Genomic DNA, 24613 nt, shown 5'->3' with positions numbered 1-24613 from the left:
TCGTTTTTAATCTGAAGAACTGTATTTCCTTTTAGAAAACCCTCTCATAATGAGAGGGTTTTTTATATTAATTCTCATAAATTAATGACTATGATATTTAAATTGTGTATATGGTAAGAAGAATGACATACATCATTGTCTGTTATAGTTAATATTTTAAAGGACATAATAAAGTGATCTTTCTGACCAAAATATTAAATATAAACAATGTACTTACAATTTAAATTATTAAGTTTATTGGCTGATATTTGAAGAGAAAAAAGAAAGGTGCGACTTCTATGATATACATTTATAACTGCTATGGAGGAACACATTCTTCTGCTTTAGCAGCAGCCTACCATTTAAATAAACTAACAGATAACGTAAAACCCTCTAATCACGAAATACTTTCTGTAAAATTGTTTAATAAATTAAAAACGAAAGACATGGGAAAGTTGTTTTTTCATGGAATTGACCAAGATGGTAATAAAGTTTGTACACTTGGGCGTGGTTCTTCCAATCTTATCGTCCCCTCAATTCAAAGTGTTTTGGAAATGATTAATGAAACCGGGAGACTAGATGAAAAGATCATATTTTCAAATACCTCACCAACTGTTCCATTATCAATGACGCTTGGAGGCTTGTTTTCAAGAAGATTAAAATTAGACTTTATTGGTGTTCCATTACTGGTAATTGGGGCAAAACAAGCGCATGATGATTTGATAAAGTTAGTACAACATACAAAAGAGCAAGGTAAAGCTGCTATAAGAAATATTGAAATTTTAGATAACGGTTTCGGCAAAAATAGAAATTAATCTTAACAAAAATCAAAATTCCTCTAGCAATGATAAAATTCTATTTTTTATAATCATAAAAAATTATTAAATGGAAATTACCAGTTATATGAGAAATTTATTTTGTTAATTGCATTATCATTAAAAAAGAGTACCAAAAGGCACTCAAGGTATTTAACGGACTTCTTTTTCTAAATCTTTCACTTTATTCAACGGTAAACCGGTATGATTTGCTACATCTTGAACGGACATACTCGGTATTTTGAGTAAGCTTTTTGCAATTTCAATTGCTTTTTCGTTCTTGGCTCCATCAATTTGAGTTTTTTGATCCGCAATAAATTTCTCTCGAAGCTGATACATTCGAATGGTTTCCTCGTCAGCACTTAAACGGCGTAGTTTATCTTCTGCTTTTGCTACCAACTGATCCAAGATAAACACCTCCTCTAAATTTGGCTGCTTGACCGAATCTCCTCTTAGAAATAATAACCATCTGTGCAGAGGATTATGCAAATCAACATCTATTTCATTGAATTTTGGCATTTCAATGAAATGAATTTCCAGTAAATCTGTCAAAAGTTTTTGGGTTTTATCTTCATAAATCTTATAGCTTGAGTGATATGACTCAATATCTTCCAAATAATTAAATCCTAGTATGTTAATGGTAATGGTTTTATTTAGATCTGAATACTTTTCTGCTGCTTTAAAATCCTCTGCAAACAGCTTGGACCAATAAAATAACGTTCTTTCTTTCATGTTATATTCATTTGCCAATTGCACTTCTATATTGATTTTTTCACCTGTATAGCAAATGGCTTTAATATCAAGAATTCCCTGTTTATCATCGATTTTTTCTTTATTGAGCTTTTCCTCAACTATATATAAGTCTTCTACATCATTTTCAAGTACTGTATTTAAGAAACCAATCAATAAATCTTTATCTTTATTTTCACCGAATAATTTTTTAAATACAAAATCATTTAAGGGTTTTAGCCGTTTCATAATCAAACTCCTTCTATCTTCATTATACAATGAAATCGAGTATATTCAAAGCATATGGTATAGTCATTACAAACGTCCTGAGCCTTGTAATCATTGGTATTTTTTGCGAGTAATACAGTTAAATACCTTATTATTTCTTAGCACATAAAATTAATCAATTACAGATTGATCCATTTATAAATAAGAGAATGGGTTAAGAGTTTATTTTATTTTCAGAAAATTAATTATAAAAAAGAATATTTTTTTAGGGGGGATTAACAAATAAAAAGCTTTTAAAATATGAGGACTTAGCTTTAAAAACAGTGAATGAATTACTAAAAGGGCCAAGTATGACCCTTTTTTTGTCTGATTTACTTATCCTTTAGTTTAGTCCTTCTTAATCCCATCGCTTCGGCAGCCATCTTTGCCTTTTCTTGTGAGTTATGAACATAAAGAACTGAAGTAGAGGTGGAGGTATGTCCCAGTTGATCCATAACCAAAGTAATATCATTGGTTTCATCCATCAAAGTGGTTGCATATGAATGTCGAAGTTTATGAGGTGACATACCTTTATCATAGGATTTCGTATACTTACGAACTAAGTCTTGTATTGCACGAACTGAAAGGGGAGAACTCTTACCTTTGTATTTAGACAAGAATACATATTCAAATTCTTCAATGGATCCGCCATACCGTTCATTTCGAATCTGTAAATATTCCTTCAAATCATTCATAGCGTCAGGTATCACTTGAATACTATCCAGTTTATTACCTTTTCTAATAATTGATATTCTATTCTTTTTAAAATTTATGTCTCTCAATCTAATATCAGCAAGCTCATTAACCCTTATTCCACTAGCCAAAAAAAGAGAAAAGATTGCATAATCTCTTTCCTTATCTCTTAGAAAATAAGATCTTTGTCTATCCGATAGACATTTTTCATATTCATTCTTTAAGTAAGATAGAAAATTGATATCATCATTGTCTACAAATATAGTATCTGTCAATTTTCTACTGCGTTCATTCAGAGTTTCTTTTGGCTTGCTTACACTTATTTTTTGCATAACATTACGATGAAAATAGGGTTCTCCGTCTTCAAGGCGTTCTGTTTGGGTTGTTAAGTATTTAAAAAGAGATCTTAAGGCTGATTTTTTACGATTAACTGATGTCTTTTCACGCGTTTTTTTCTCATGTTTAGATACAACAATTTCTTCATTGGTAACTTTGTTAAAGTAAGCTCTAGCCGCATCAAGGGGTAAAGTAGCCAAATCTGATAGAGGAATGTTAGAGATTGTTTGTGAAGAAGAAAATCCCTCTGTAAGTAACCAATTAAAGAAATCCTCATAATCCAAAAGATAATTAAGCAGGGTGGAGGGGGACCTGTCATTTTCCTCCATTGCTAATACATATTCCTGGACATAATCTGGCATTAGCTTAAGAATGTCTTCATATTTTTGTTTATGAGTAATATGCTGCCTGGATGTAGCCATGAATACACCTCTTAAAAATATTGTGTGTATAATACAATTTTTACACATATTTATTTACATAATAATATTATTGTTTATTTACTATGAATAAGGACCATGGAATCTTTTTTTCTTTTGAACTTTATCAACTTCAATATTGAATTTCTCTGCTAACTATTGTGCTAGTAATTTCATATTCATTAAGTTATGAAGCTGAAGGAAAACAATATCAATCTATTTTTATGAAAAGTTCATTTAACAGTTGAACCAAAAATATAAATGGGGAGAAACATTTTTCTCATACTAAATTCACTGTGCAAAGAATTAACCCATGGAAATACCTCAACATATTGATAAATTTCATTATAGCAAACGTTTGTTTTGTTTTCTATAATGGAATCTTCGTAAAATTAGTATTATACGCATAATTAAATTAATTAATGTCCCTTCCCCACCAACTTACTTATAACAAAGACGAAATCCGATGTAAAATAGAAATCCTGCTAGAATATAAGATTTACACCCTCTAATCTGCCTATTTTGTACAAGTTTCTCACCTGTTAGTATAACCAATAATAATGTTTCCCAATATCAATTATTAATTTAGAAACGTGTCCCCAAAATATATAGAAAATTAATCTCGGCAAAGACACATTGAAAGCAAATTAATTTGCTTCGAGCAACAATAAATTGAAAAAGGATAAACTAGGAAAAGCTTTTCCCAGAATAAAAGTGGTTAAAGTAGTATTTTCCAAGTCATTAACAAGGGGAATTCCTCATAATTGAAATTTTGTATTTATTAAGTATATTTGATATAATTTAGGTGAAATTCCTAGAAAGATGTGATGATTATTAGTGGCAATTATCCAAATCAAAATGAAATTATAGAAAAGTTTCGAGAATATTGCGATGAAAAATACAAAATCGAATTTGGATACATTGCAAGTGATGAAATTGCGAATTTTTTTTGGAAGGAATTTAATAAAGTTCATACTTTTAAATATGAACTAAAAACTTTAAATAAGAAATATGAAAGAGATACTTAAATATATGTTAGAACTTTACGCATTAAAATTACCAGATTTTGTACGTGATTATAACACTTTAATTGATTATATCTCTCCAACAAAAAAAGCCAAATTGTCTAAATTTAAAAACATATCCGACTCCTATCGAACGCTTTTGTCCGAAATATTAATAAGAAAAATTGCAATTGATTCCTTCAATATTGAAAACAGTGAAATTATAATAGAATTTACTGCACACGGGAAACCCTTTATTGAAAATAATCCATTCTATTTTAATATTTCTCATTCAGGGAAATGGATAGTAGCGATTATTGGTAACACAGAGGTGGGAATAGATGTTGAAGAAATAAAACCAATTGATTTAAGTATCGCTGATTATTGCTTCTCTAGAAAGGAAAGTGCATATCTTCAAGAAAAAAAAACCTCTGAAAAGCTCATCTCTTTTTATAATACTTGGACGTTGAAAGAATGTTTTATTAAGTATGTTGGGCAAGGGCTTTCCATTCCATTAAATTCTTTCTCTATTATGAATCAACCTGAAGGAATTTATATAGAACAAAGTGTTACTTCTCAAACCCCCTTTTTCAAACAATACAACATCGATCCATTACATACTATAGCTGCATGCAGTAACAATAATAACTTTCCAAAAGATTTAACAGTAATAAATTACAATGATTTACTAACTATCTTGAATAAAGACAAGTGAATTTTATTATTATCGATTGATATGAATATAAATTCAAAAAATATTGTTTCACTTCCAACAAAGTAATATAATGGTAATAAGGTGATTTTTTCGTTTTAAAAAGTTTAAATATTCAATAAAAAAACTAATAAGCATCTTCAGAATGTGATTAATATGAGCTATTAAAACAAAATACTCTGCAGTAATGAGTGTCAAGTGATACAAATTTAGGAGGATACTGGATGAACAATTTAGATAGCCATATTGGTGAAAAACCCCCTCAACATTTGGTAAAATACCAATTTTCCAAAGAGATTCGCGCAGAGATTCGGAAGTTGCAAAAGAAAAATAATTGGTATAACATTTTTGCTATAGCTCTGGATTGGTTTATGATTTCATTAGTTGTGACACTCTATTACATCTTTCCTTCTATTTGGGTATATTTAGTTAGTATATTTATTATTGGTAGTCGAATGCGTGGGCTAGATATCATGATGCATGAGTCTAGTCATAACATGCTTTTTAAAAACAAGAAGTTAAACAAGTGGATTACATGTATCTTTGCTGCTTACCCAATAATGATTTCCTATCAAGCTTATTGTAAAGGGCATATGACGCACCATAAGTATTTATGGAGTGAGGATGATCCAGACTTAATTAGATATCGTATATTTGGTTTAGATAAGCCTGAGCAAAGCAAAGTGAAGTTTTTTATTTTTCACTTTCTAAAACCATTGTTACTAATTCATGTACCAAGATACATATTGGGAATGATAAAGGTAAGTATGTATTCTAAAGATGAATCTCGGTTTGATAGGTATGCACGAAACATTTATTGGTTATTAATTATTTCTAGCTCAGTGATATTTGGTTTTTGGGATGTACTTCTTTTGTTTTGGGTTATTCCGTTCTTGACTTCATTCCAAATTTTAAAATATTGGGCTGAAATGGCAGAACATGCAGGTTTAGAAAATGAACATGAAATTTTTGCTTCGAGGAATTCCTTTGGAAATTGGTTTGAACGCTTTCTTCTTCATCCACATCATAATTCATATCATCTAGTCCATCACCTTTTTCCTGCTGTGCCACATTATAATATAAAGAAGGCACATCTGATCTTAATGGAAGATCAAGAATATAGAAAAGCACACCACTGTACAGGTTTTTTCGTTTCCTTGGCACCCGGTTTTTCTTCCGTAATTGATGATATTCAAGGTCGTATTCCTTTTTGGAATAAAAGGGGAAAACTGTGACATTGGCAAGGCCATTAAATGTAAAGACGAGCAGGATGCCAGCATCCTGCTCGTCTTTTTTCTATAAAAAATTCAATTTTTTCTTAAAATCATGCTACGATAATCAAATAGACTTAACTTTATTAAAATTTTTCAGCTCCTCATTAATAACATTAGAAATTCTAATTGAGTTTGGAAATTTCACCATCGTAAAATGATCTCCCGATATTTTGAAAGATTTAATTTTTTCGTTACAATGAAACCCCCATCCTTTTTCTAAGCATTTTAATGATTGTTTAGTACTAAAAAGATATATTTTAGACATAACAGCTTGTTGAGGATAATATTTTTGTTGAGCTTTAATCCATTTATTTAATATGCTTAATCTAAAGATGAGTTCCTCTTCTGTTAATTGATAAAAATTAGGGATGAGTGGAATTGCCTCTTTAGGAAATGTTTTTTTCCAGTACGAAAAATCGATATTCATATTTTCCAGCATATTCAATTCCTTATCCAAGTTAGCCTCATTTGCATTATTTCTTTGAGGTACAGGAGAATCAATTATAGTTAGGAAAGCCACTATTTCTTGATTCATCTCCAACTGTCTGGTCATTTCAAATGCAATTGTTCCTCCTAAACTCCACCCCGTAATGAAATACGGTCCTTCAGGTTGTACTGTTTTCAGTTTTTTAATGTAACTACTAGCTATCTTTTCAATACTTGTATCATTAAGAACATCAAAATCTGCTTTAATCCCCCAATAATTCCGGTCGCTGTCAAGTTCTTTCACAATATCTAAATAGCCGCTTATATCACCGCTTCCGTCATGGATAAAAAAGAAATGTTCATCTTGTCCTCCACTAGGTTTTAGCAGTAAGATCTTTTCGTCTCTGGACGAGTGCTGACTCTTATTTTGCGCACTATATAAACTTGCTAGCTGCCTTATGGTAGGATACAAAAAAACTTGACTTAAAGGAATATCCACTCCTGTTTTTTTATAAAATAAGGAAACCATTTTAGATGCCTTAAGTGAACTACCTCCAAGTGTAAAGAAGTCATCTAGAACACTAACTCTGACTAAGCCAAGAAGTTCAGACCAAATTTCAGCTAATTTTTCCTCATATTTATTGCTTGGTGAAACATAATTAATCCCCACACAATTTTCATCAGTGGGCTCTGGCAAATTACTTCGATCTATTTTTCCATTTATGTTCAGTGGCAATTGTAAGAGTCTAACAAAATATGATGGAATCATGTAATCAGGTAGCAGCTTAGAAAGCTCCTCACGCAAGTTAGTTTTTAAAGTGTCAGATTTAGTCATGATTGTATAATATGCACACAGGTACTTTTCACCGTTCGTGTCAACTCGATCAATAACCACCGCCTCTTTAATACCATTCACCTTACTAATAATTGTTTCAATCTCAGCTATTTCTATACGAAACCCACGTATTTTAACTTGCTTATCTAGACGTCCTAAAAACTCAATAGTACCGTCATCTAACCACCTTGCACTGTCTCCCGATCGATACATTCTCTCTCCATTTTTGAATGGATTCGGAACAAACTTTTCTTCCGTTAAATCAGGTCTCGACAAATATCCTCTTGCTAGTCCTTCTCCCCCAATACAAAGTTCACCGGGCAACCCTATTGGCTGAAGCTGTTTGAAATGATTTAGAATATATACTTCTGTATTTGGAATCGGTTTGCCAATTGGTATATTCTTTTCATACGTTTCTTGAATAACTTGAAATGTCGTGAAGATACCACTCTCAGATGGACCATATGCATTAATTATTGTTAATTTAGGGTGTTCCGCTCGTAACAGATTGACATGTCGAGGTGAAAGTGTGTCACCACCAGAAATTAACAGACGTAACCGTTTAAATATGGATAAACTTTCATCCACTAGTTGATGCAGTAAAGGTGCTGTAAACCAAGCGATAGTAATACCATAATTATCCATGTAATTACTAAGATCCCGCGCGTTAAGAAGTTCTTCTTTTTGAATAAGATAAAGGGTCGCTCCTTTAAGCAACGTTCCCCACAGTTCATATACAGAGATATCAAAAACCTGAGAACCAGTTTGAAGGACTTTGTCCTCTGGCGATACAGTAAAAGAGCCAGGTTCCAGTACGAAGCGAGTAATAGCTTGGTGCTCAACCATTACTCCTTTAGGTTTTCCAGTTGATCCAGAAGTATAGATAATATACACCAAATCTCTCGAACTGCTGCTTCCTTGCAAGTTCTTTATGTCTCCCGTAAATAGAGTTTGGTCATTTAGAAAAATCGTTTCACATGAAGGAGTTGAAACTTCTTCCATTTTCGTTTTAAAATGATAATCGTTTCTTTGTATTAAGCACAAATGAGCTTGACTGTCCTTTAATAAGTAACGTAGGCGCTCTTTTGGATAAGAAGGATCAAGAGGTAAATATGCTCCTCCAGCCTTTAAGATAGCCAATATTCCTACCACCATCTCAAAAGAAGGTTCAGCTAAAACACCAACAACACTATCAGCTTTGACCCCTTTCGCTTTTAAAATACGGGCAAGTTGATTGGCTCGTGTGTTTAATTCCGCATATGTTAATGAAGCGTTTTTAAACACAATTGCGTTTTTATGAGGTGTCTTTTCAGCTTGTTTCTCAAACAATCGGTGAATTGTTTCTCCTCGCGGAAAATCTATTGATGTATTGTTAAAATCAAGTAACATCGTCTGCTGCTCTTCTTTAGGAAGAATACTTAAGTTCTCTATCTTTTCATAAGGATATTGAGAAATTAATTCAAGAAGATAAATAAATTTACTAGCCATTTTATTAATCGTGTCTTTAAGAAACAAATCACTTCTATATTGTATGAATAGAGTTAACTCTTTTTCATCCTCTGTTATTGCAAACATTAAATCTAATTTAGCTGTCTTCATTTTGTGCTCTATTGGCGTTATATTCAGACCTAAATTATCATCATCTACTTTTGCAGCTCTTTCCATCACAAATAAAGTTGAGAATAGTGGATGTAAACTTCTATCTCTCGATAAATTAAGATTTTCTACTAGCTTTTCAATTGGATAATCTTGGTGCTCATGTGCGTCTAGAACATTGGATCGTACTTCTTTCAAAAAATCAGCAAAATTTTTATTAGCTGATGGAAAATTCCTCAATGCTAACGTGTTTACAAATAAGCCAATAGTTTTAGCTACATCAGGATGGGTTCTACCAGAAACAGGAGTACCAACAATAATATCGTCTTGTCCACTGTACTTGCTTAGAAGCACGTTATATGCTGAAAGAAACAACATAAAGAGAGACACATTATTCTTGTTTGCTAAGTGTTTCAAAGAATTTACAAGAACACCATCAAGGGTAACGCTACTTGTGCCACCCTCAAAAGAAAATCCTGGATTTCGAGGGGAATCTGTCAACAATGACAATACGGGAATTTCACTCTTAAATTGATTTAACCAATATTCTTCTTTTTCTTTCATTATTTCAGAATTGGCAATTTCATTCTGCCATACCGCAAAATCCTTGTATTGTCTGCGCAATGGTTCTACATATTCACCACTATAGTACTTTATAAACTCGTGCATTAGAATATCGACAGACACTCCATCTGATATTATATGGTGCATATCGAAGAGCACAAGGGATTGGTCCCCAGTCTCAACTATGCCAATCCTTATCAAGGGTGTTTTACTGAGATCAAATGGGCGAATAAATAAGTCCATTACAGTTTCATCAAGATTTTCATCATCTACATTTGTAATTTTTAAATCCTCAAATTCTATTATTACTTCTTCTTGTGGGTGAATAATCTGTACTATTTTCCCGTCAACTACTGAAAAGGAAGTTCTAAGAGACTCATGACGCTTTACTAACTCATATATTGCCTTTTCTAATTGTTTAACGTTAATTTCACCTTTAAACCTAAAACCTAGTGGTATATTATAGGTTGTTTGACTTCCCATTTCATGCAATAAGTACATACTTTTCTGTGCTGACGACACTTCATAATAAAGCTGCTTTGAAGCAATTGGAATAGTGTCGACTTTTTGAAGTTCTGAACTTTCAATTAAACCAGCCATTTCTCGAATAGTTGGATGATCGAATAAATTACTTAACGTAAAGTTAACTCCCATCTCTAAATGAACTTTTCCCAATAAAGAGACTGCTAATAAAGAGTGCCCACCTAGTGAAAAGAAATTTTCGTTTACACCAATCGTTGTGTGACCTAGAACTTCGGACCACATTTCTGATAACTTTTTTTCTATTAATGTTTCAGGAAGATCATAATTATTATGATCTTTATCGACTGAATTGGGTGCTGGTAAAGCTTTACGATCAACTTTTCCACTAGTGCTTAAAGGGAAATTACTCATAGGAATGATGTAAGTAGGGATCATATAGTCAGGCAAGGTCTTTGAAATTTCTTTGCGAAGTTCTGAAGGTAATACTTCTCCAACTATATACGCACAGAGGTTTTTCCCTTCTTGTTCATCTATATGTACAGTTACAATTGCTTCCTTAACATTGGATACATTACCAATAGCCGTTTCAATTTCCCCTATTTCGATACGATAACCTCTTATTTTAACTTGCTTGTCCATACGTCCCAAAAATTCAATAGTACCGTCAGCTAACCATCTAGCACGGTCTCCTGATCGATACATGCGCTGTCCATTTATAGGATTAGGAACGAATTTTTCTTTCGTTAAGTCTGGCTGTGATAAGTATCCCCTAGCTAGACCCTCTCCTCCAATGCAAAGCTCGCCAGGTACACCAATTGGTTGAGGCTGATTTAAACTGTTTAAAATATAGACTTCTGTATTTGGTAATGGTTTTCCAATAGGAATATTCTTTTCATATTCTTTTTGAATAGTATGGAACGTTGTGAATATAGTACTCTCAGATGGACCATACCCATTAATAATTGTTAAATTTGGATACTCGGAACGTAATAGATTAATATGGCGTGGAGACAAGGTATCACCACCTGAAATCAACAGTCGCAGATTCTCAAAGATAGATAGATTTTCATCAACTAGTTGGTTCAATAGGGGAGCTGTAAACCATGCTATGGTAATATCATAACGTTTTATATGATTGTCAAGTTGCCGAGCGTTAAGAAGTTCTTCTTTTGTTATAAGGTAAAGTGTAGCACCTAGAAGCAAAGTCCCCCAGATTTCATATACAGATACATCAAATGCTAATGAACACGTTTGTAGAACCCTATCTTCTTGAGAGACGGTAAAAGAACCAGGATTCTTTACAAAACGAGTAACAGCCTGGTGCTCAACCATTACTCCTTTAGGCATTCCAGTTGACCCCGAAGTATAAATAATATACATCAAATTTTTTTCATTATTGATTTTTTCGAGGTTTTTCGTCTCTCCAAAGTAAAGAGTTGGATCATTGAGAAAAAGGGTATTAATTGGAAAATTCGAATGCATTTTCTCTACCAATTCACAAGTATCATTAGATGGTACAAGGAACAGTAGAGCCCCACTATCTCTTAATAAGTATTCTACTCGTTCAAGCGGGGTAGCTGAATCGATAGATAAATAAGCTCCTCCAGATTTTAAAATAGCCAAAATTCCTACCATCATTTCGATGGATGGTGTGGCCATAATCCCTACAACACTATCAGCTTTTACTCCCTTCTTTCGTAATATGCGGGCTAGTTGATTTGCACGTTCGTTTAATTCTCGATACGTTAGGGAAGATCCTTCAAAAATAATTGCATTCTTATCGGGTGTCTTCTCAACTTGTTGCTCAAACAATCTGTCAATAGTCTGTCCTTTTGGAGACTTGATGTGACTTTTATTAAACGAATAGATTAGTGTCCTTTCTTCTTCCTCACTAAGCATATTTATTTCATCAATACAGATATGAGGATTATCACAGACTACCTTTGCAATTTTCAAAAAGTGTAGAAGCATTCTTTCAACGGTCTCTCTAAAAAACAAGGATTTACGATATTCTATATCAATACGCAAATTGTTATCCTGTTGATGAGCATAAAGACTAAGATCAAATTTAGCTATTTTTTGTTGATATGGATAGCTCGATAATTTGAAATCTGTTATTTCTATGTCTGTGGATTGTGAATTTTGCATCGCAAAGCAAGCATCAAATATTGGATTACGTCCTCTAATTCGTTCTGGGTTTAATTTTTCAACAAGCATTTCAAAGGGATAATCTTGATTGTCAAGTGTGTTAAATGTATTATTTGCTACCTCTTCAAGATATTCAGTAAAATGCTTATGTCCTGCAGGTTTTTGACGTAAAGCAAGAGTGTTTACAAACATCCCAACGATACGTTCAAATTCGGGATGTGTCCTTCCTGCAATTGGTGTACCAATAACTACATCATCCTGTTCCGAATATTTCGCCAAAAGTATACTATATACGGAGAGAAGGACCATATATAAAGTAACATTATACTTAGAGCTTAAGGCTAGTAGTTGGTTAACTAATGTCTTATCAAGTTCTATTGAAACTATGCCGCCCGAATAATCTTCTGTTCTTCTAGCGGCATCTAGTGGCAAACCCAACAAAGGGACACCATCTGAGAATTGTTTTAACCAGTATTCTTCTTGCTTATTTATATTAATCTCACTTAGTTGGTCATTTTGCCAAATAGTATAATCAACATATTGAAATTCTAATGGGGGAAGTGTGTGTCCTTGGTACAAGGTTAACAGCTCTTCAAAGATAACATTAACAGTAACTGCATCAGCTATTATATGATGTATATCAAAGAGAAATAAGTATTTTTGAGTGTCTAACTTTACTAATTCTGCCCTCCATAAGGGAGCCTTGGCAAACTCGAATGGACGGATGAACTCATCTATGAGTTCATCCGTTACCTTTCTAGACTTATCTTTAATTTGAAAATCTAATTTAGGAGTGTCCCACACTACTTGTAGAACCTCCCCTTCCTTTTCAACGAATGATGTGCGTAAACCTTCATGCCGTTCAGTTAATAAATATAGAGCTCTATGCAATTTCTGATGATCTAGTTGCCCCTCAATTAATTTAATAGTTGGAATATTATAAAGTATGCTGTCGCCGAGCAGATTATTAATTAGGTATAAACGCTTTTGAGCTGATGATGTTTCATACATATTATATTCCATTATTTAAAATTCCTTTCTTCTACGAATTTTCTTCTCAACCTTAACAGAAGATAGGGCGTAATTATTGGTTAATGGTTGCTCTCTTACAAGTTTTGCTTCTCCCTCAAGTATTTTCTTTATATCACTTTCTTCAGTATTGAAAGTCTCGATCGTGATTGGTGCAGAATCATGAATTCTCTGTACAATTTCCCCTTCGACTACATCAAAACTAGTACGGAAAGCCTCATGACGTTCAGTTAACTTTCGGAATATTTTTTCCAATTTAGTATATTCTAAATTACCTTCCAACAAAATAATTCCCGGTAAATTGTAGCTTAGGTCTTCATTGTTTAACTCATGGATGATAAAGAGTCTTTTTTGAGAAGGGGCTGCCGGATAGTAACCTTTGTTAGAAATATATTCATTAGAAAATAACCCCTTTTCATTGATTGAAACTAAAGTATTTGGACTATTTTCAAACGATGCTGCTACTTCATCAAATTGATTTTTATGATTGATTCTTTCTGCTAATGCTCTAACAGTAGGAGTTTTAAACAAATCCGCTAATGATAAATCAATATAAAATTCGCGATAGATGTGATATGCTAATTGATTGGCTAATAATGAGTCTCCTCCAAGCTCAAAGAAATGATCATCAATTCCTATAGAGCTAGTTTGCAATACATCCTCCCAAATGGCAGTTAATTTTTTTTCTATTTCATTACGTGGCAATGATATTGTTAATCCTGATGGAAGATCAGTACCTTGTTCTTTAATTTTCTTTCTATCCAACTTTCCATTTGAATTTAGAGGCATAGAATCTAGCCTCTTAAAAATCAAAGGAATCATATAATCCGGTAATTGTTCTTTTAAATAATTCCTTAATTCTTTCACAGTAGTAGGACTGCTGGTAACTAGATATGCTGTCAGATATTTAGTGTCTTCCTTATCTTTATTAATTAGTACAGCTACTTGATCAATTTTTGGGAATTTCATTATTGTTGATTCAATTTCACCAATTTCAATTCGATAACCTCTAATTTTAATTTGTTCATCTTTACGTCCTAAATAGGATATCTCGCCATTTGCTAATAAAATTGCAAGGTCTCCAGTACGGTATATACGTTCTCCAGGGATAAAAGGATTAGGAATGAAACTTTCTGCTGTCAATTCATCAAGGTTCAAGTAACCACGAGCTAAGTTCGGACCTCCGATATACAATTCTCCTTCAATACCTATAGGAGCTATTTCATGTTTATCGTCTAATATATATGTCCGTGTATTTCCAACTGGCTTTCCAATAGGAATAATGTTTTCTGTAACTGATGAACATGTATAGGTTGTAGCAAAGATAGTTGCTTCCGTAGGTCCATAGAAATTTAATAATAATACCCCCGGAAGATTTTCATTGAATGAATCTACCAATCTTTTCGGAAGAGCCTCTCCTCCTGAAACAACTACGCGAAGCGATGAAATTCTTTCTCTATCTTTATTGGATAATGATGAAATAAATATCTTCAGAATAGTAGGTATAAAGAAAGAATAAGTTACTTTCTGCTCTTCAATAGTTGCAATTATCTTTCCTATATTAGTTTCAGCACCTTTTTCTAAAAGCACTAATCGTCCTCCGCTAATAAACCAACTAAAAAGCTCTATCATTGATCCATCAAAATTATAAGATGCTTTTTGCAAGCCAGTATCGCTGTCTTTTAAATCAAGTTTCTTAGAGAACCAAATCATTCGACTAGTAAAAGCTTTATGTTCTACCATAACCCCTTTGGGTGCTCCAGTTGATCCCGAAGTATATATAACATATGCCAAAGATTCAGGATTCAGCTCCAAATTAGGGTTTTTACACTCATTCTGCGTTTCACAAAGTACGTCTACATCAATTACCAAATCCATTTTTTCATCCATCCAAGCAGAATGACACATCTTGTGAGTAAGAATTAATTTAACCCCAGCATCAGTTAAAATATGTTGGTTCCTTTCCATAGGATCTAAAGGGTTAATTGGAAGGTACGCTGCACCTGATTTTAGGGTTCCTAATAATGAAATTACCATTTCTAACGAACGCTCCATTACAATTCCAACAGTTTGTTCAGGTTTTATTCCACAATTAAGTATAGTTTGAGCGACTTGGTTAGCTTTATTGTTTAATTCAGTATATGTGATTTCTTTTTGTCCATGGACAATTGCTATCTTCTCTGGATTTAAATTCACTTGGTTCTCGAATAGTTGGTGAATAAAAACAGGTGAGTCAACTTCAATTTCAGATTCGCTTAATCCATTGACCAAAAAGTTTTTATCTAGCTGTTTATTTTTATTATTCCACTCTTTTTCCTCCCAATGAGCAGTTGTTTCATCTGTAAAATTTTTCAACTTTCCATCGATGTTTACATATTCGTCCAATAAAACATTTCTAATTAATTGAGAAGAATCATCTAAAATCGATTGAAGGATAAAAAGATAATTCTCACCAATTCGTTTTACAGTTTCTTCTTTAAATAAACTGATATCGTACTGAAAATTAAATTCAATATTTTCTTTCGATATAGTAGAAATTAACGTCAAATCAAATTGTGCTCCCCCGTATTCCATTTCTTTGTGAGGAATGATTTTCAACCCCGGTATATCAATGGGCGAAAGCAAAGATTCATTATTTAAAGTAAACATTGTATCAAAAAGAGGGTTTTGGGAATGACTTCCTGCTAAATCTAAGTTTTCAACTAATTTATCAAATGGATAATTTTGATTATCCATAGCGCAAAGGATACTTTCCTTTAAAACCATAATAAAATCTTGAGCAGTCATATCTTTTCTCGGTTGAGTACGTATTGCTACAGTATTTACAAACATACCAACCACTGGATTAAGACTTGAATTTGTTCTTCCTGATACAGGTACTCCTATGATGATGTCTTCTTTTTCACTAAATTTTAATAATGCTATTTTGTAAACAGCTAATAAAACCATAAAAGGTGTAACATCTTGCTCAACTGAAAATCTTTTCAATTTTGCGCTCCACTCCGACCCGAGATTAAACAGGCAAGGCTTACCTTCTCCTCTTCTTACTTCAGGCCGTGGGTAATCACACGGAAGATTCAACTTAGGAATATCTCCTTGGAATTGATTTAACCAAAATCTTTCCTGAATTCGATAATCCTCACTTTTTGTATAACTTTCCTGCCATACTGCATAATCTTTATATTGTATTTGCAGCTGTGGTAACTCCTTTTCTTGATAAAGATTTGCGAACTCATTAATTATTATTCCTTGTGAAATGCCATCTGTAATAATATGGTGCATGTCAATAAAGAGTAAATGACGGTTTTCAGGTAAGTGAATAAGTTTTATCCTAAATAAAGGATTTTCACGGAGATTAAAGGGTTTAACAATTCCCTCTTCAGTAATATCTCCTTGTTCTTTTCTCTCAAATTGAGATTTTTCAATAATATCAGCTAGACCTTTTATGGTTCCTGCTTGAAAGAAATCTCTCAAAGTCATGTTTAGAGCCCATTCCTGATTGATTAAATACACCAGTTTAGTCGCAAGTAAAGATTGTCCACCAATAAGAAAAAAATCGTCCAAAATACCAATTTTTTCTTTTTTTAATACTTGTGACCAAAAATCAGAAATGCGTACTTCTAAAGGAGTCGTAGGTTTTACAAAAGTTAACCCAGTTTCTACTTTTTCACCAACATTAATTAAAGATTTTCGATCAACTTTACCATTCGATGTTAACGGCAGCGTATCTACTTTAATAAAAGATGTGGGAATCATATATTTAGGCAATGTTCTAGACAAATAAGCAGTCAGTTCATAAGCGCTAAGATTTTGTTCGCTTACAAAATATACACAAAGTTCCTTCAAGCCCGAATGAATTTCTTGATTTATTACAATTGCATCGTTTATATTCTCATGCTTTAGCAGTTGAACTTCAATTTCAGCTGGTTCAATACGATAGCCGCGAATGTTTTCTTGATCATCAACCCTACCTAAATATTGGATATTCCCATCTGGTAAATACTTACCTATATCCCCAGTCCTATACATTAAACTTTCCTTTTTCCATGGATTCAACACAAACTTGCTGTTAGTTAAGTCTGGGTTATTTAGGTAGCCTCGTGCAACACCCTTACCAGAAATGCAAATTTCTCCTGGTACGTTTATAGGCATGACATTCATGTCATCATCTAAGATATAAACAGCGACGTTAGCAATTGGTCGTCCAATAGGTAATGGATTGGCATTAGATTCAGATAACTGGTAATACGTGCAGCAAACCGTCGCTTCCGTCGGACCATATGTGTTATAAACTTTAGAATTATTCATAAGATTTGTTACATAGGCTTCTCTCAACACATCTCCACCACTTATATAAGTCTTGACGGTAGGGAACGTTTGAAATTTATTTAATTCGTTTAGTATTAAAGGTGAAGTACTAATTAGCGTCACTTGATGTTCATTTATCACACTTTCAAGCAGATTAATATCAAGCAGATTATTTCGAGAGACAACTATAAGTTTTCCGCCTATGGTCAGGATAGGGAAAATTTCCTCAACAGATGCATCAAAAGTATAAGATGCTTGTTGCAATACCACGTCGTCCTCGGTCAATACGAATTCTTTCTTAAATGCATTGATATAATTCTCTACATTTGTATGCTCTACCATCACACCTTTTGGTGTTCCTGAAGTCCCCGATGTGTAAATGATATATGCTAAACTATTTGGATTTAATGTAAGCATCAGGTTACTGCCATCACCAATATACACCTTCTCATCCGTTACATTGATTATAGGTATATTTACAAGATTTATTTCTTGCTTATGATCTGTTAAAAGCAACTTTAGACCACTGTCTTTAATAAAGTAAGATATCCTATCTATCGGATCACTAGGATCTATAGGAATATAGGCTGCTCCAGTTTTTAGTACTGCCAACATAGCTATAAGCATTTCCAAAGATCGATCCACAGAAATACCTACAATCTGTTCCGGCTCTAAATTGCAATGCAACATGTACCTTGCTAACTGATTAGCTTTATTATTTAAACTTCGATAGGTTAAAGATTGATTGTTGTACACAGCTGCAATCTTTTCTGGGGTTCTTTCTACTTGTTCCTCAAACAACTCATGAATGAGTTTTCCTTTATTAAAATCGACAACTGTATTATTCCAGCTATAAACGGATTGTTGTTTTTCCTCATTGGTAATCATCGGTATTTTTGCGATTGGCCTTGCACCATCACTTATAACTTCACTGAGAATATTTTCATAATATGTTGCTAACCGCTTAATAGTATCTCTGTTAAAGAGCTGGGTTGAATATTCAAAATGGAATTTCAATTTACCATATTGCTCATACCAGATAGCCGTAAGGTCAACTTGAACAGCTTCCATTTTCGGTTCAATCGGAGTGAATTGAAGCTCTCCAGCCGATACGGTCTCATTTGAGAAATTCTGTGAAATAAATTGCACATCGAAAAGTGGATTTCTGCTTCGATCTATAGGCAACTTTAGTTTGTTTAATAACATTTCAAAAGGATATTCCTCATGCTTATATGATTCTATAGCATGCTCTTTTACCTCTTTTAAATAATCGGAAAAGATTTTATCTTGATTTGGAGCAGTTCTCAATGCCAGAGTATTAATAAAAAGACCAATCGTATCTTGTACTTCTTCTAGTTTCCTTCCAGCACTAGGTACTCCAACAACGATATCGTCTCGTTTTGCATATTTGGCGAGCATTATGTTATACACACTAAATAGGAGCATAAAAAGTGTAACGCCATGTTCCGCAGCTGCTTCTTTTGCTAATGCTGTTAACTCTTCGCTTAACTCAAAAGAGAATGCATCACCTTCATTACTCATTTGTGCTGCTCTAGGAACGTCTGTAGGCATATCAAGTGCTGTTGGATTATCATGAAAAACGTTCAACCAATAATCTTCCTGATTTTTCATTTCTTTACTTCTTATCCTCTGATTTTGCCAGATAGTAAAGTCTACATATTGTGCTTTTATTTCCGGAAGATTGTTACCTGTATAACCACTTATTATTTCGTTCATCAATATACCAATAGAAGAGCCGTCAACAGCGATATGATCAACATCACACAGAAAAAAATGTAATTCATCAGAAACTTTTATTAATTTTGCCCTAATTAAGGGAGCATGATGCAAATCAAACGGACGTACAAAAGCTTCAGTGTATTCGCTAAGTTCACTTCCGTCACCATTTTTATATTCCAATTCAAAAGGGACATCTTCGTATATTCTTTGAACCAATTCATTGTCTTGAAATTCAAAAGCTGTTCGTAAAGATCCATGTCTACTAATTACAAGTTGAATTGCTCTTTCAAGACGACTCTTATCGACTAAACCTCTAATGGTCATAGCACTGCAGAGATTGTTTAGTGTACTTTCACCTGCAACCTGACGCATCATATAAAAACGTCGTTGAGCAGAACTGACAGGATAGAACGGACTTTTCTTTACAGGGGTTATAGAATTTGATCCGAAAGAAGTCAACTCTTGAGAGTTATTGCTCTCCTCGTTCTCCAAGTTATCCCTTTGACCGTTATCTATATTTCTCGCAAGCTCTTCTATAGTCAGATAATTAAAAATGTCGCTTATATCCGAATTATCAGATATTTTTTGGTTGATTTTACTAACTATATTGCTTGCAATCAGAGAGTCTCCACCCAGCTCATAAAAATCATCAAAAATATTTATTTTGTTAAAACCCAATACTTCAGCCCAAATTTCCCCTACAATTTTTTCAGTATTACTATATTCCCCTGATGGTCTCCCCATTATCTCGATTGATTTTGGACTACTGTCTAAAATATTCGTGTTGAGGAAACGCCTATGCTTATTTAGTGATATTTTAATGTCCTCAGATAGCTCCATTGGAAGAGTATTTTCTAAATTAGCAACATAAGCATAGTGTATTTCACCGACAATTAAATTTGATTGAGGATTCAGTAATACATTTTCAAATGCTACCTTAGCTTCATTATTCATTAATGGCTTAAATAGTGCTTCGTCAAAATTAACATCATAGTCTAATGCCATACCAGTTTCTTTCCAGGCAGCCCAATTAATTGAAATTGTTCGCTTACCTTTGCGATTTCGCAGTGTTGAGAATGAATCCAAGTAGGCGTTAGCTGCCGCATAATCACTTTGCCCAACCCCACCAATAAACGAGGTTATTGAAGAAAACAAAATTAGAAAATCTAATGAGTCATTTGTTGTTAATTTTTCAATAAGATTTAGTCCATTAATTTTAGGTGAAAGTACTCTTGTAAAACTATTTTGATCTTTAAGAGCAATTAAACCATCTCCTGCGATTCCTGCAGCATGAATTACACCATTGATTTCTTTATACTTTTTACGAACTTCACTGAATACCTTAGTCATACCAAGTTCATTTGATATATCACATGCGAAGGAATCCACTGTTGCTCCCAATGATTCCAACATCTTAATATTTTCTATTTTTTTAATTAACCTTTTGTTTTCACCTGAATCCAAAATATAATCCCATTCTCTTTTTGGTGGCATTTCAGTCTGGGAGATAAGAACAAGAGTTACCTTATTTGATTTTGCAATCCACTTACCTACCTCTAACCCTAGCCCACCTGTACCTCCAGTAATTACATATACACCTCTATTTTTTAAAACAATAGAAGCAGTATCATCCTCTTTTTTAGCTAGGTCAAATCTTTCAATTTGTTCTATATAACGTGTATTTTCACGTAAAGCTATTAAAAATCTCCTTTCTTTTAATTCAATTTCATGATTAATTTGTAGTGAATCCGTTTTATCATCAACATCAATACAGTAGCAAGAAATATTGACATTCTCCTGATTAATTACTTTAACTAACCCAAAAATACTAGCATTTTCGGGATAGATTGTATTTTCTTCACCAGTTACTTCGTATGCTTGCTTTGCAATTACTGTGAGATCACAGGTGATTTTTTTATTCCCCAAAATTTTAGACAAGTTAAATAATCCGATAATATTTTGTTCTAAGTTCTTCGAGTCTGAATAATTGTCAATTTCTCTATTTCTTTCTGGTTTGCAACTCCATAAATAGATTACATGCTCAATTTTTTTGTGTTGAGAGTCAATAATCCTAACCAAGTCTTCTTCTGAATTACTGGAAGTAAATAAGTTCGAACCAAGTTCTGCGAAAGCTTCTCCTTGTTTAACTTCAATTACTTCGTATCCTTTGGATATAAGTTGTTCGTACGTGCTTTTGCTCAAATTACTCTCGTCTGAGAAGACAATTGCACAAGCTTTGTTTTCCGTATATTCATTTAAGACTGACGTAATAGAGGGTGAATGACTTTCAATTGCTTTCCAAACTACACGATGATATTTGTGTTCTTCAGTAAATTTTGAAAACTTCATTTCTGCTTGGTGGACTCTCTTTACTGAATAATCTTCAATTTCCAATAATAAGCTTCCATCAGTATCAAAAATTTGTATATCAACAGTTAAAACTTCTCCACTTTCTTTGGCTCTGTTCCTTTTCTTTATATAACTATAAAAATTTCCAGGTAGAGAATTGTGAATCCTAATTTTTTTGTAAGTTAAAGGTAAAAATAATCCATTACCCATACTTTGGCTCGCTACTCCAACTGCAACATCTAATAGAGCTGGATGTAACACAAATTGCCTTAAATCATTAACATGATCTTCTTTTAATTCCAACTCAGCTAATACTTGATCTGTTCCAACATGAATCTTTTTCAATGTTTTCCAGCGAGGACCAAAATCAAAAGCTTCGATAAACTCTTGTTGCTCCTCACTTTCTAAAAACTCCTGAGAATTACAATTCTTAATAATTTCTTCTAAATTAATCTTTGATGGATTGGAATTCTGTACAAAAACTGCTTGTCCTTTTGTATGCCTAACCCAATTTTGTTCCCAGGGATTTTGAGAAATATTTGACTTGCTCAAAATAGTAAACTTAAATTCCTTACCATTACGTTGCACTACCGTCTGTACTTCTATTTCTTCTCCATTATTCACCATTAGTGGTGAAATAAATTGTATGTCTTTCAATTCTAGTGATGTTCCAGGAAGCTGATATTTTTTTAATACTTCTCTAGCAATTTCTAAATAAGTAGTACCGGGTATTATCGGATTCCCCATAATTACGTGCTCTCTAAGTACCCAATGTCTTTCAGAAGAGAAACGAGTTATATAAATCTCTTGATCTTCTGTTTCTGCTAAACAGGCATCGACTAGGGGATGTGCACCCTCTTGTGTTTTCATTAGAGCTTTATTATTATGATGCACTAAAGCATCATTCTCGAAGTCAACCCAACAACGGATTCGTTCAAAAGGATATGTGGGAATGCTAACTTTTTTAAAATCTCTCCCTTTGTACATATCGAACCAACTAATGTTTGCCCCAAGAACATAAAGTTTCGAAATAGCTTTAATTGTTTCTAATTCAAATGCTATATTTTCTACTCTGGTTTGTGCATTACCATTGAGTTCCTTTAAATCTTCAATTGAGAGTTCACCTGGTTCTTTTTGTTTATGTGAGGAAACAACCTTATGACGTCCGAAATAAATATGATCTGAACTTAATTCTTGTAGCCCATTCTCCCAGTCCAAAATATCAGGATGAATTTTTTCTAGTTTTTCAATTAAATCAAATACATTTTCACAAATGACGGATATACGGTAGTTATAATGTCCACGACCTGTTCCGGCAGTAAAACATATGTCTTCCAAAGAGTGAGGATTCATCTTCTTGAAATAATTTCTATATTTTTTTATGTATATCGACAGAACAGATACACTTTTTGCAGAAATTGTGAAGAGATTATGGGGTTTCGATTCCTTGTTGGAATCACTAGTTAGTGGTATTAGTTGCTTTTTAAATTTCTCAGGCAACTCTTCTTGTATCTCATTCATTTTCGGTGCTTCTTCAAGGACCATATGACAATTTGTACCACTTAGTCCAAAAGAACTAATTCCGCAGCGACGAGGATGCCCATTAGTCTCCCAGTTTTGTAATCTATCATTTACATATACTGGTGAGTCTATAAATTGTATCTCAGGGTTTGGATTAGTAAAATGCAGGTTCGCAGGTATTTCTTCATTTTTCAGAGCTAGTATAGCCTTCAATAAACCTACAATACCTGCAGAATTGTCTAAATGACCTACATTTGTTTTAACTGACCCAATTGCACAAAATTGTTTGCGGTCAGTAAATTGTCGAAAAGCTTTTTCAATGCCGTCAATCTCAATAGGGTCTCCTAATTTAGTACCAGTTCCATGTGCTTCTATATAAGATATTGTCTCAGGATCTATATCTGCGTCTTCCCATGCCCTTACTATTACATCTTCTCCTGCAAGAGAATTAGGAGCCGTTATCCCTACTGTAGTCCCATCATTGTTAACAGCGCTCCCTTTAATTATGGCATACACATGGTCATTATCTTTAATAGCGTTTTTCAAAGGTTTTAGGAGTACTGACACCACTCCCTCACCTCCACCTGTACCAGTGGATGAATTATCAAAAGTACGAGTCCGATCATCCGACGAGCCAACGCCAAGACCTCCCCCTTTCCCCTGCTTCACCGGTAATAGCGTTATTTTCATCCCCCCTGCAATAGCATATTCGCAATCACCTTCTCTCAAACTTCTACAAGCTAAATGAACGGCGACTAAAGACGAAGAGCATGCAGTATCTATCAACATGCTTGGACCTTTAAGATTCAGCAAATAGGCGACTCGACTGGCAATAATTGAGTGGATATTACCTGGAATAGAAGCGCTTATTGAAGAAGGAGCCAGTTCAGCAATTAGCCTTTTATATTCATCACTAAAATCATTACTATAGCCTACGTAAACCCCAGTTCTACTTCCAGATAGCTTTTCTCCTCCGTAACCTGCATCCTCTATAGCTGTCCAGGCTGACTCTAGAAATATTCTTTGATTAGGATCCATTAGTCTAGCTTCGGCAGGAGAAATTTGAAAGAAATTATAATCAAATGTATTTATTTCTTCTAAAAATCCACCTTCATTTAATTGTACATCTTCTCTAATAAACCCAGATTCAAACAAGCTGAGAAGGTCTTTTTTTCTTTTGCTTGGAAAAGGACGTATAAAATCTTTTCCATCACGAAGATGTTGCCAAAACTCAATCGAGTTTTGGCTTTCTGCAACCTTACAATCAATACCTATAACCGCTATGTCAGCATCTCGTATTTCCTTCATAGAAACCGTATCATCAGCTTGAAGATCATGATTATCGAACTTAAAGCTATCAAAACTGAATTCCAACTTAGACATGTT

8 protein-coding genes are annotated in these 24613 nt (G+C 33.6%); 4 read left to right on the top strand and 4 right to left on the bottom strand.

What is annotated here, in order from left to right:
• Positions 1 to 278: 278 nt before the first annotated feature.
• On the top strand, positions 279 to 794 hold the full coding sequence (locus GJU41_RS19695; protein WP_154319330.1) for a DUF3189 family protein: 516 nt from the start codon (positions 279 to 281) through the stop codon (positions 792 to 794).
• A 153-nt stretch (positions 795 to 947) separates the two neighbouring features.
• Here the strand turns inward: GJU41_RS19695 and GJU41_RS19690 are convergent, their stop codons facing one another.
• A complete protein-coding gene (locus GJU41_RS19690; protein WP_154319329.1) occupies positions 948 to 1772 on the bottom strand; it encodes an Rpn family recombination-promoting nuclease/putative transposase in 825 nt (274 codons plus the stop codon).
• 350 nt (positions 1773 to 2122) lie between these two features.
• Complete coding sequence (xerS, locus tag GJU41_RS19685) at positions 2123 to 3241, bottom strand: tyrosine recombinase XerS (RefSeq protein WP_154319328.1); 1119 nt, start codon at positions 3239 to 3241, stop codon at positions 2123 to 2125.
• A gap of 824 nt (positions 3242 to 4065) precedes the next feature.
• Between xerS and GJU41_RS24760 the strand changes: the two genes are divergently transcribed.
• The 3 genes from GJU41_RS24760 to GJU41_RS19675 all read left to right on the top strand — a co-directional run bounded on the left by GJU41_RS24760 (position 4066) and on the right by GJU41_RS19675 (position 6189).
• Positions 4066 to 4266 carry a hypothetical protein gene (locus tag GJU41_RS24760; RefSeq protein ID WP_170292848.1) on the top strand — a complete coding sequence of 67 codons (201 nt, stop codon included), beginning with the start codon at positions 4066 to 4068 and terminating at the stop codon, positions 4264 to 4266.
• A 4-nt stretch (positions 4267 to 4270) separates the two neighbouring features.
• Positions 4271 to 4957, top strand: a complete 687-nt coding sequence (locus GJU41_RS19680) for a 4'-phosphopantetheinyl transferase family protein (RefSeq protein WP_170292847.1) — start codon at positions 4271 to 4273, stop codon at positions 4955 to 4957.
• 221 nt (positions 4958 to 5178) lie between these two features.
• Positions 5179 to 6189 carry a fatty acid desaturase family protein gene (locus tag GJU41_RS19675; RefSeq protein WP_154319326.1) on the top strand — a complete coding sequence of 337 codons (1011 nt, stop codon included), beginning with the start codon at positions 5179 to 5181 and terminating at the stop codon, positions 6187 to 6189.
• A 103-nt stretch (positions 6190 to 6292) separates the two neighbouring features.
• Here the strand turns inward: GJU41_RS19675 and GJU41_RS19670 are convergent, their stop codons facing one another.
• Both GJU41_RS19670 and GJU41_RS19665 read right to left on the bottom strand, forming a co-directional pair.
• On the bottom strand, positions 6293 to 13303 hold the full coding sequence (locus tag GJU41_RS19670; RefSeq protein ID WP_154319325.1) for a non-ribosomal peptide synthetase: 7011 nt from the start codon (positions 13301 to 13303) through the stop codon (positions 6293 to 6295).
• Positions 13304 to 13306: 3 nt separating this feature from the next.
• A complete protein-coding gene (locus GJU41_RS19665) occupies positions 13307 to 24610 on the bottom strand; it encodes a non-ribosomal peptide synthetase (protein ID WP_154319324.1) in 11304 nt (3767 codons plus the stop codon).
• Positions 24611 to 24613: the final 3 nt, after the last annotated feature.

Source organism: Metabacillus idriensis (assembly GCF_009674765.1).
Taxonomy (GTDB): domain Bacteria; phylum Bacillota; class Bacilli; order Bacillales; family Bacillaceae; genus Bacillus_P; species Bacillus_P idriensis.
The sequence above is the reverse complement of the archived record's forward strand: the minus strand, read 5'-3'. Positions and strand labels throughout refer to the sequence as shown.

Excerpts from the sequence above, each read along its gene's own strand:
- GJU41_RS19690 (WP_154319329.1), bottom strand. The coding sequence starts at position 1,772 with ATGAAACGGCTAAAACCCTTAAATGATTTTGTATTTAAAAAATTATTC.
- GJU41_RS19670 (WP_154319325.1), bottom strand. The coding sequence starts at position 13,303 with ATGGAATATAATATGTATGAAACATCATCAGCTCAAAAGCGTTTATAC.
- GJU41_RS19675 (WP_154319326.1), top strand. The coding sequence starts at position 5,179 with ATGAACAATTTAGATAGCCATATTGGTGAAAAACCCCCTCAACATTTG.
- GJU41_RS24760 (WP_170292848.1), top strand. The coding sequence starts at position 4,066 with ATGATTATTAGTGGCAATTATCCAAATCAAAATGAAATTATAGAAAAG.
- GJU41_RS19695 (WP_154319330.1), top strand. The coding sequence starts at position 279 with ATGATATACATTTATAACTGCTATGGAGGAACACATTCTTCTGCTTTA.
- GJU41_RS19680 (WP_170292847.1), top strand. The coding sequence starts at position 4,271 with ATGTTAGAACTTTACGCATTAAAATTACCAGATTTTGTACGTGATTAT.
- xerS (WP_154319328.1), bottom strand. The coding sequence starts at position 3,241 with ATGGCTACATCCAGGCAGCATATTACTCATAAACAAAAATATGAAGAC.
- GJU41_RS19665 (WP_154319324.1), bottom strand. The coding sequence starts at position 24,610 with ATGTCTAAGTTGGAATTCAGTTTTGATAGCTTTAAGTTCGATAATCAT.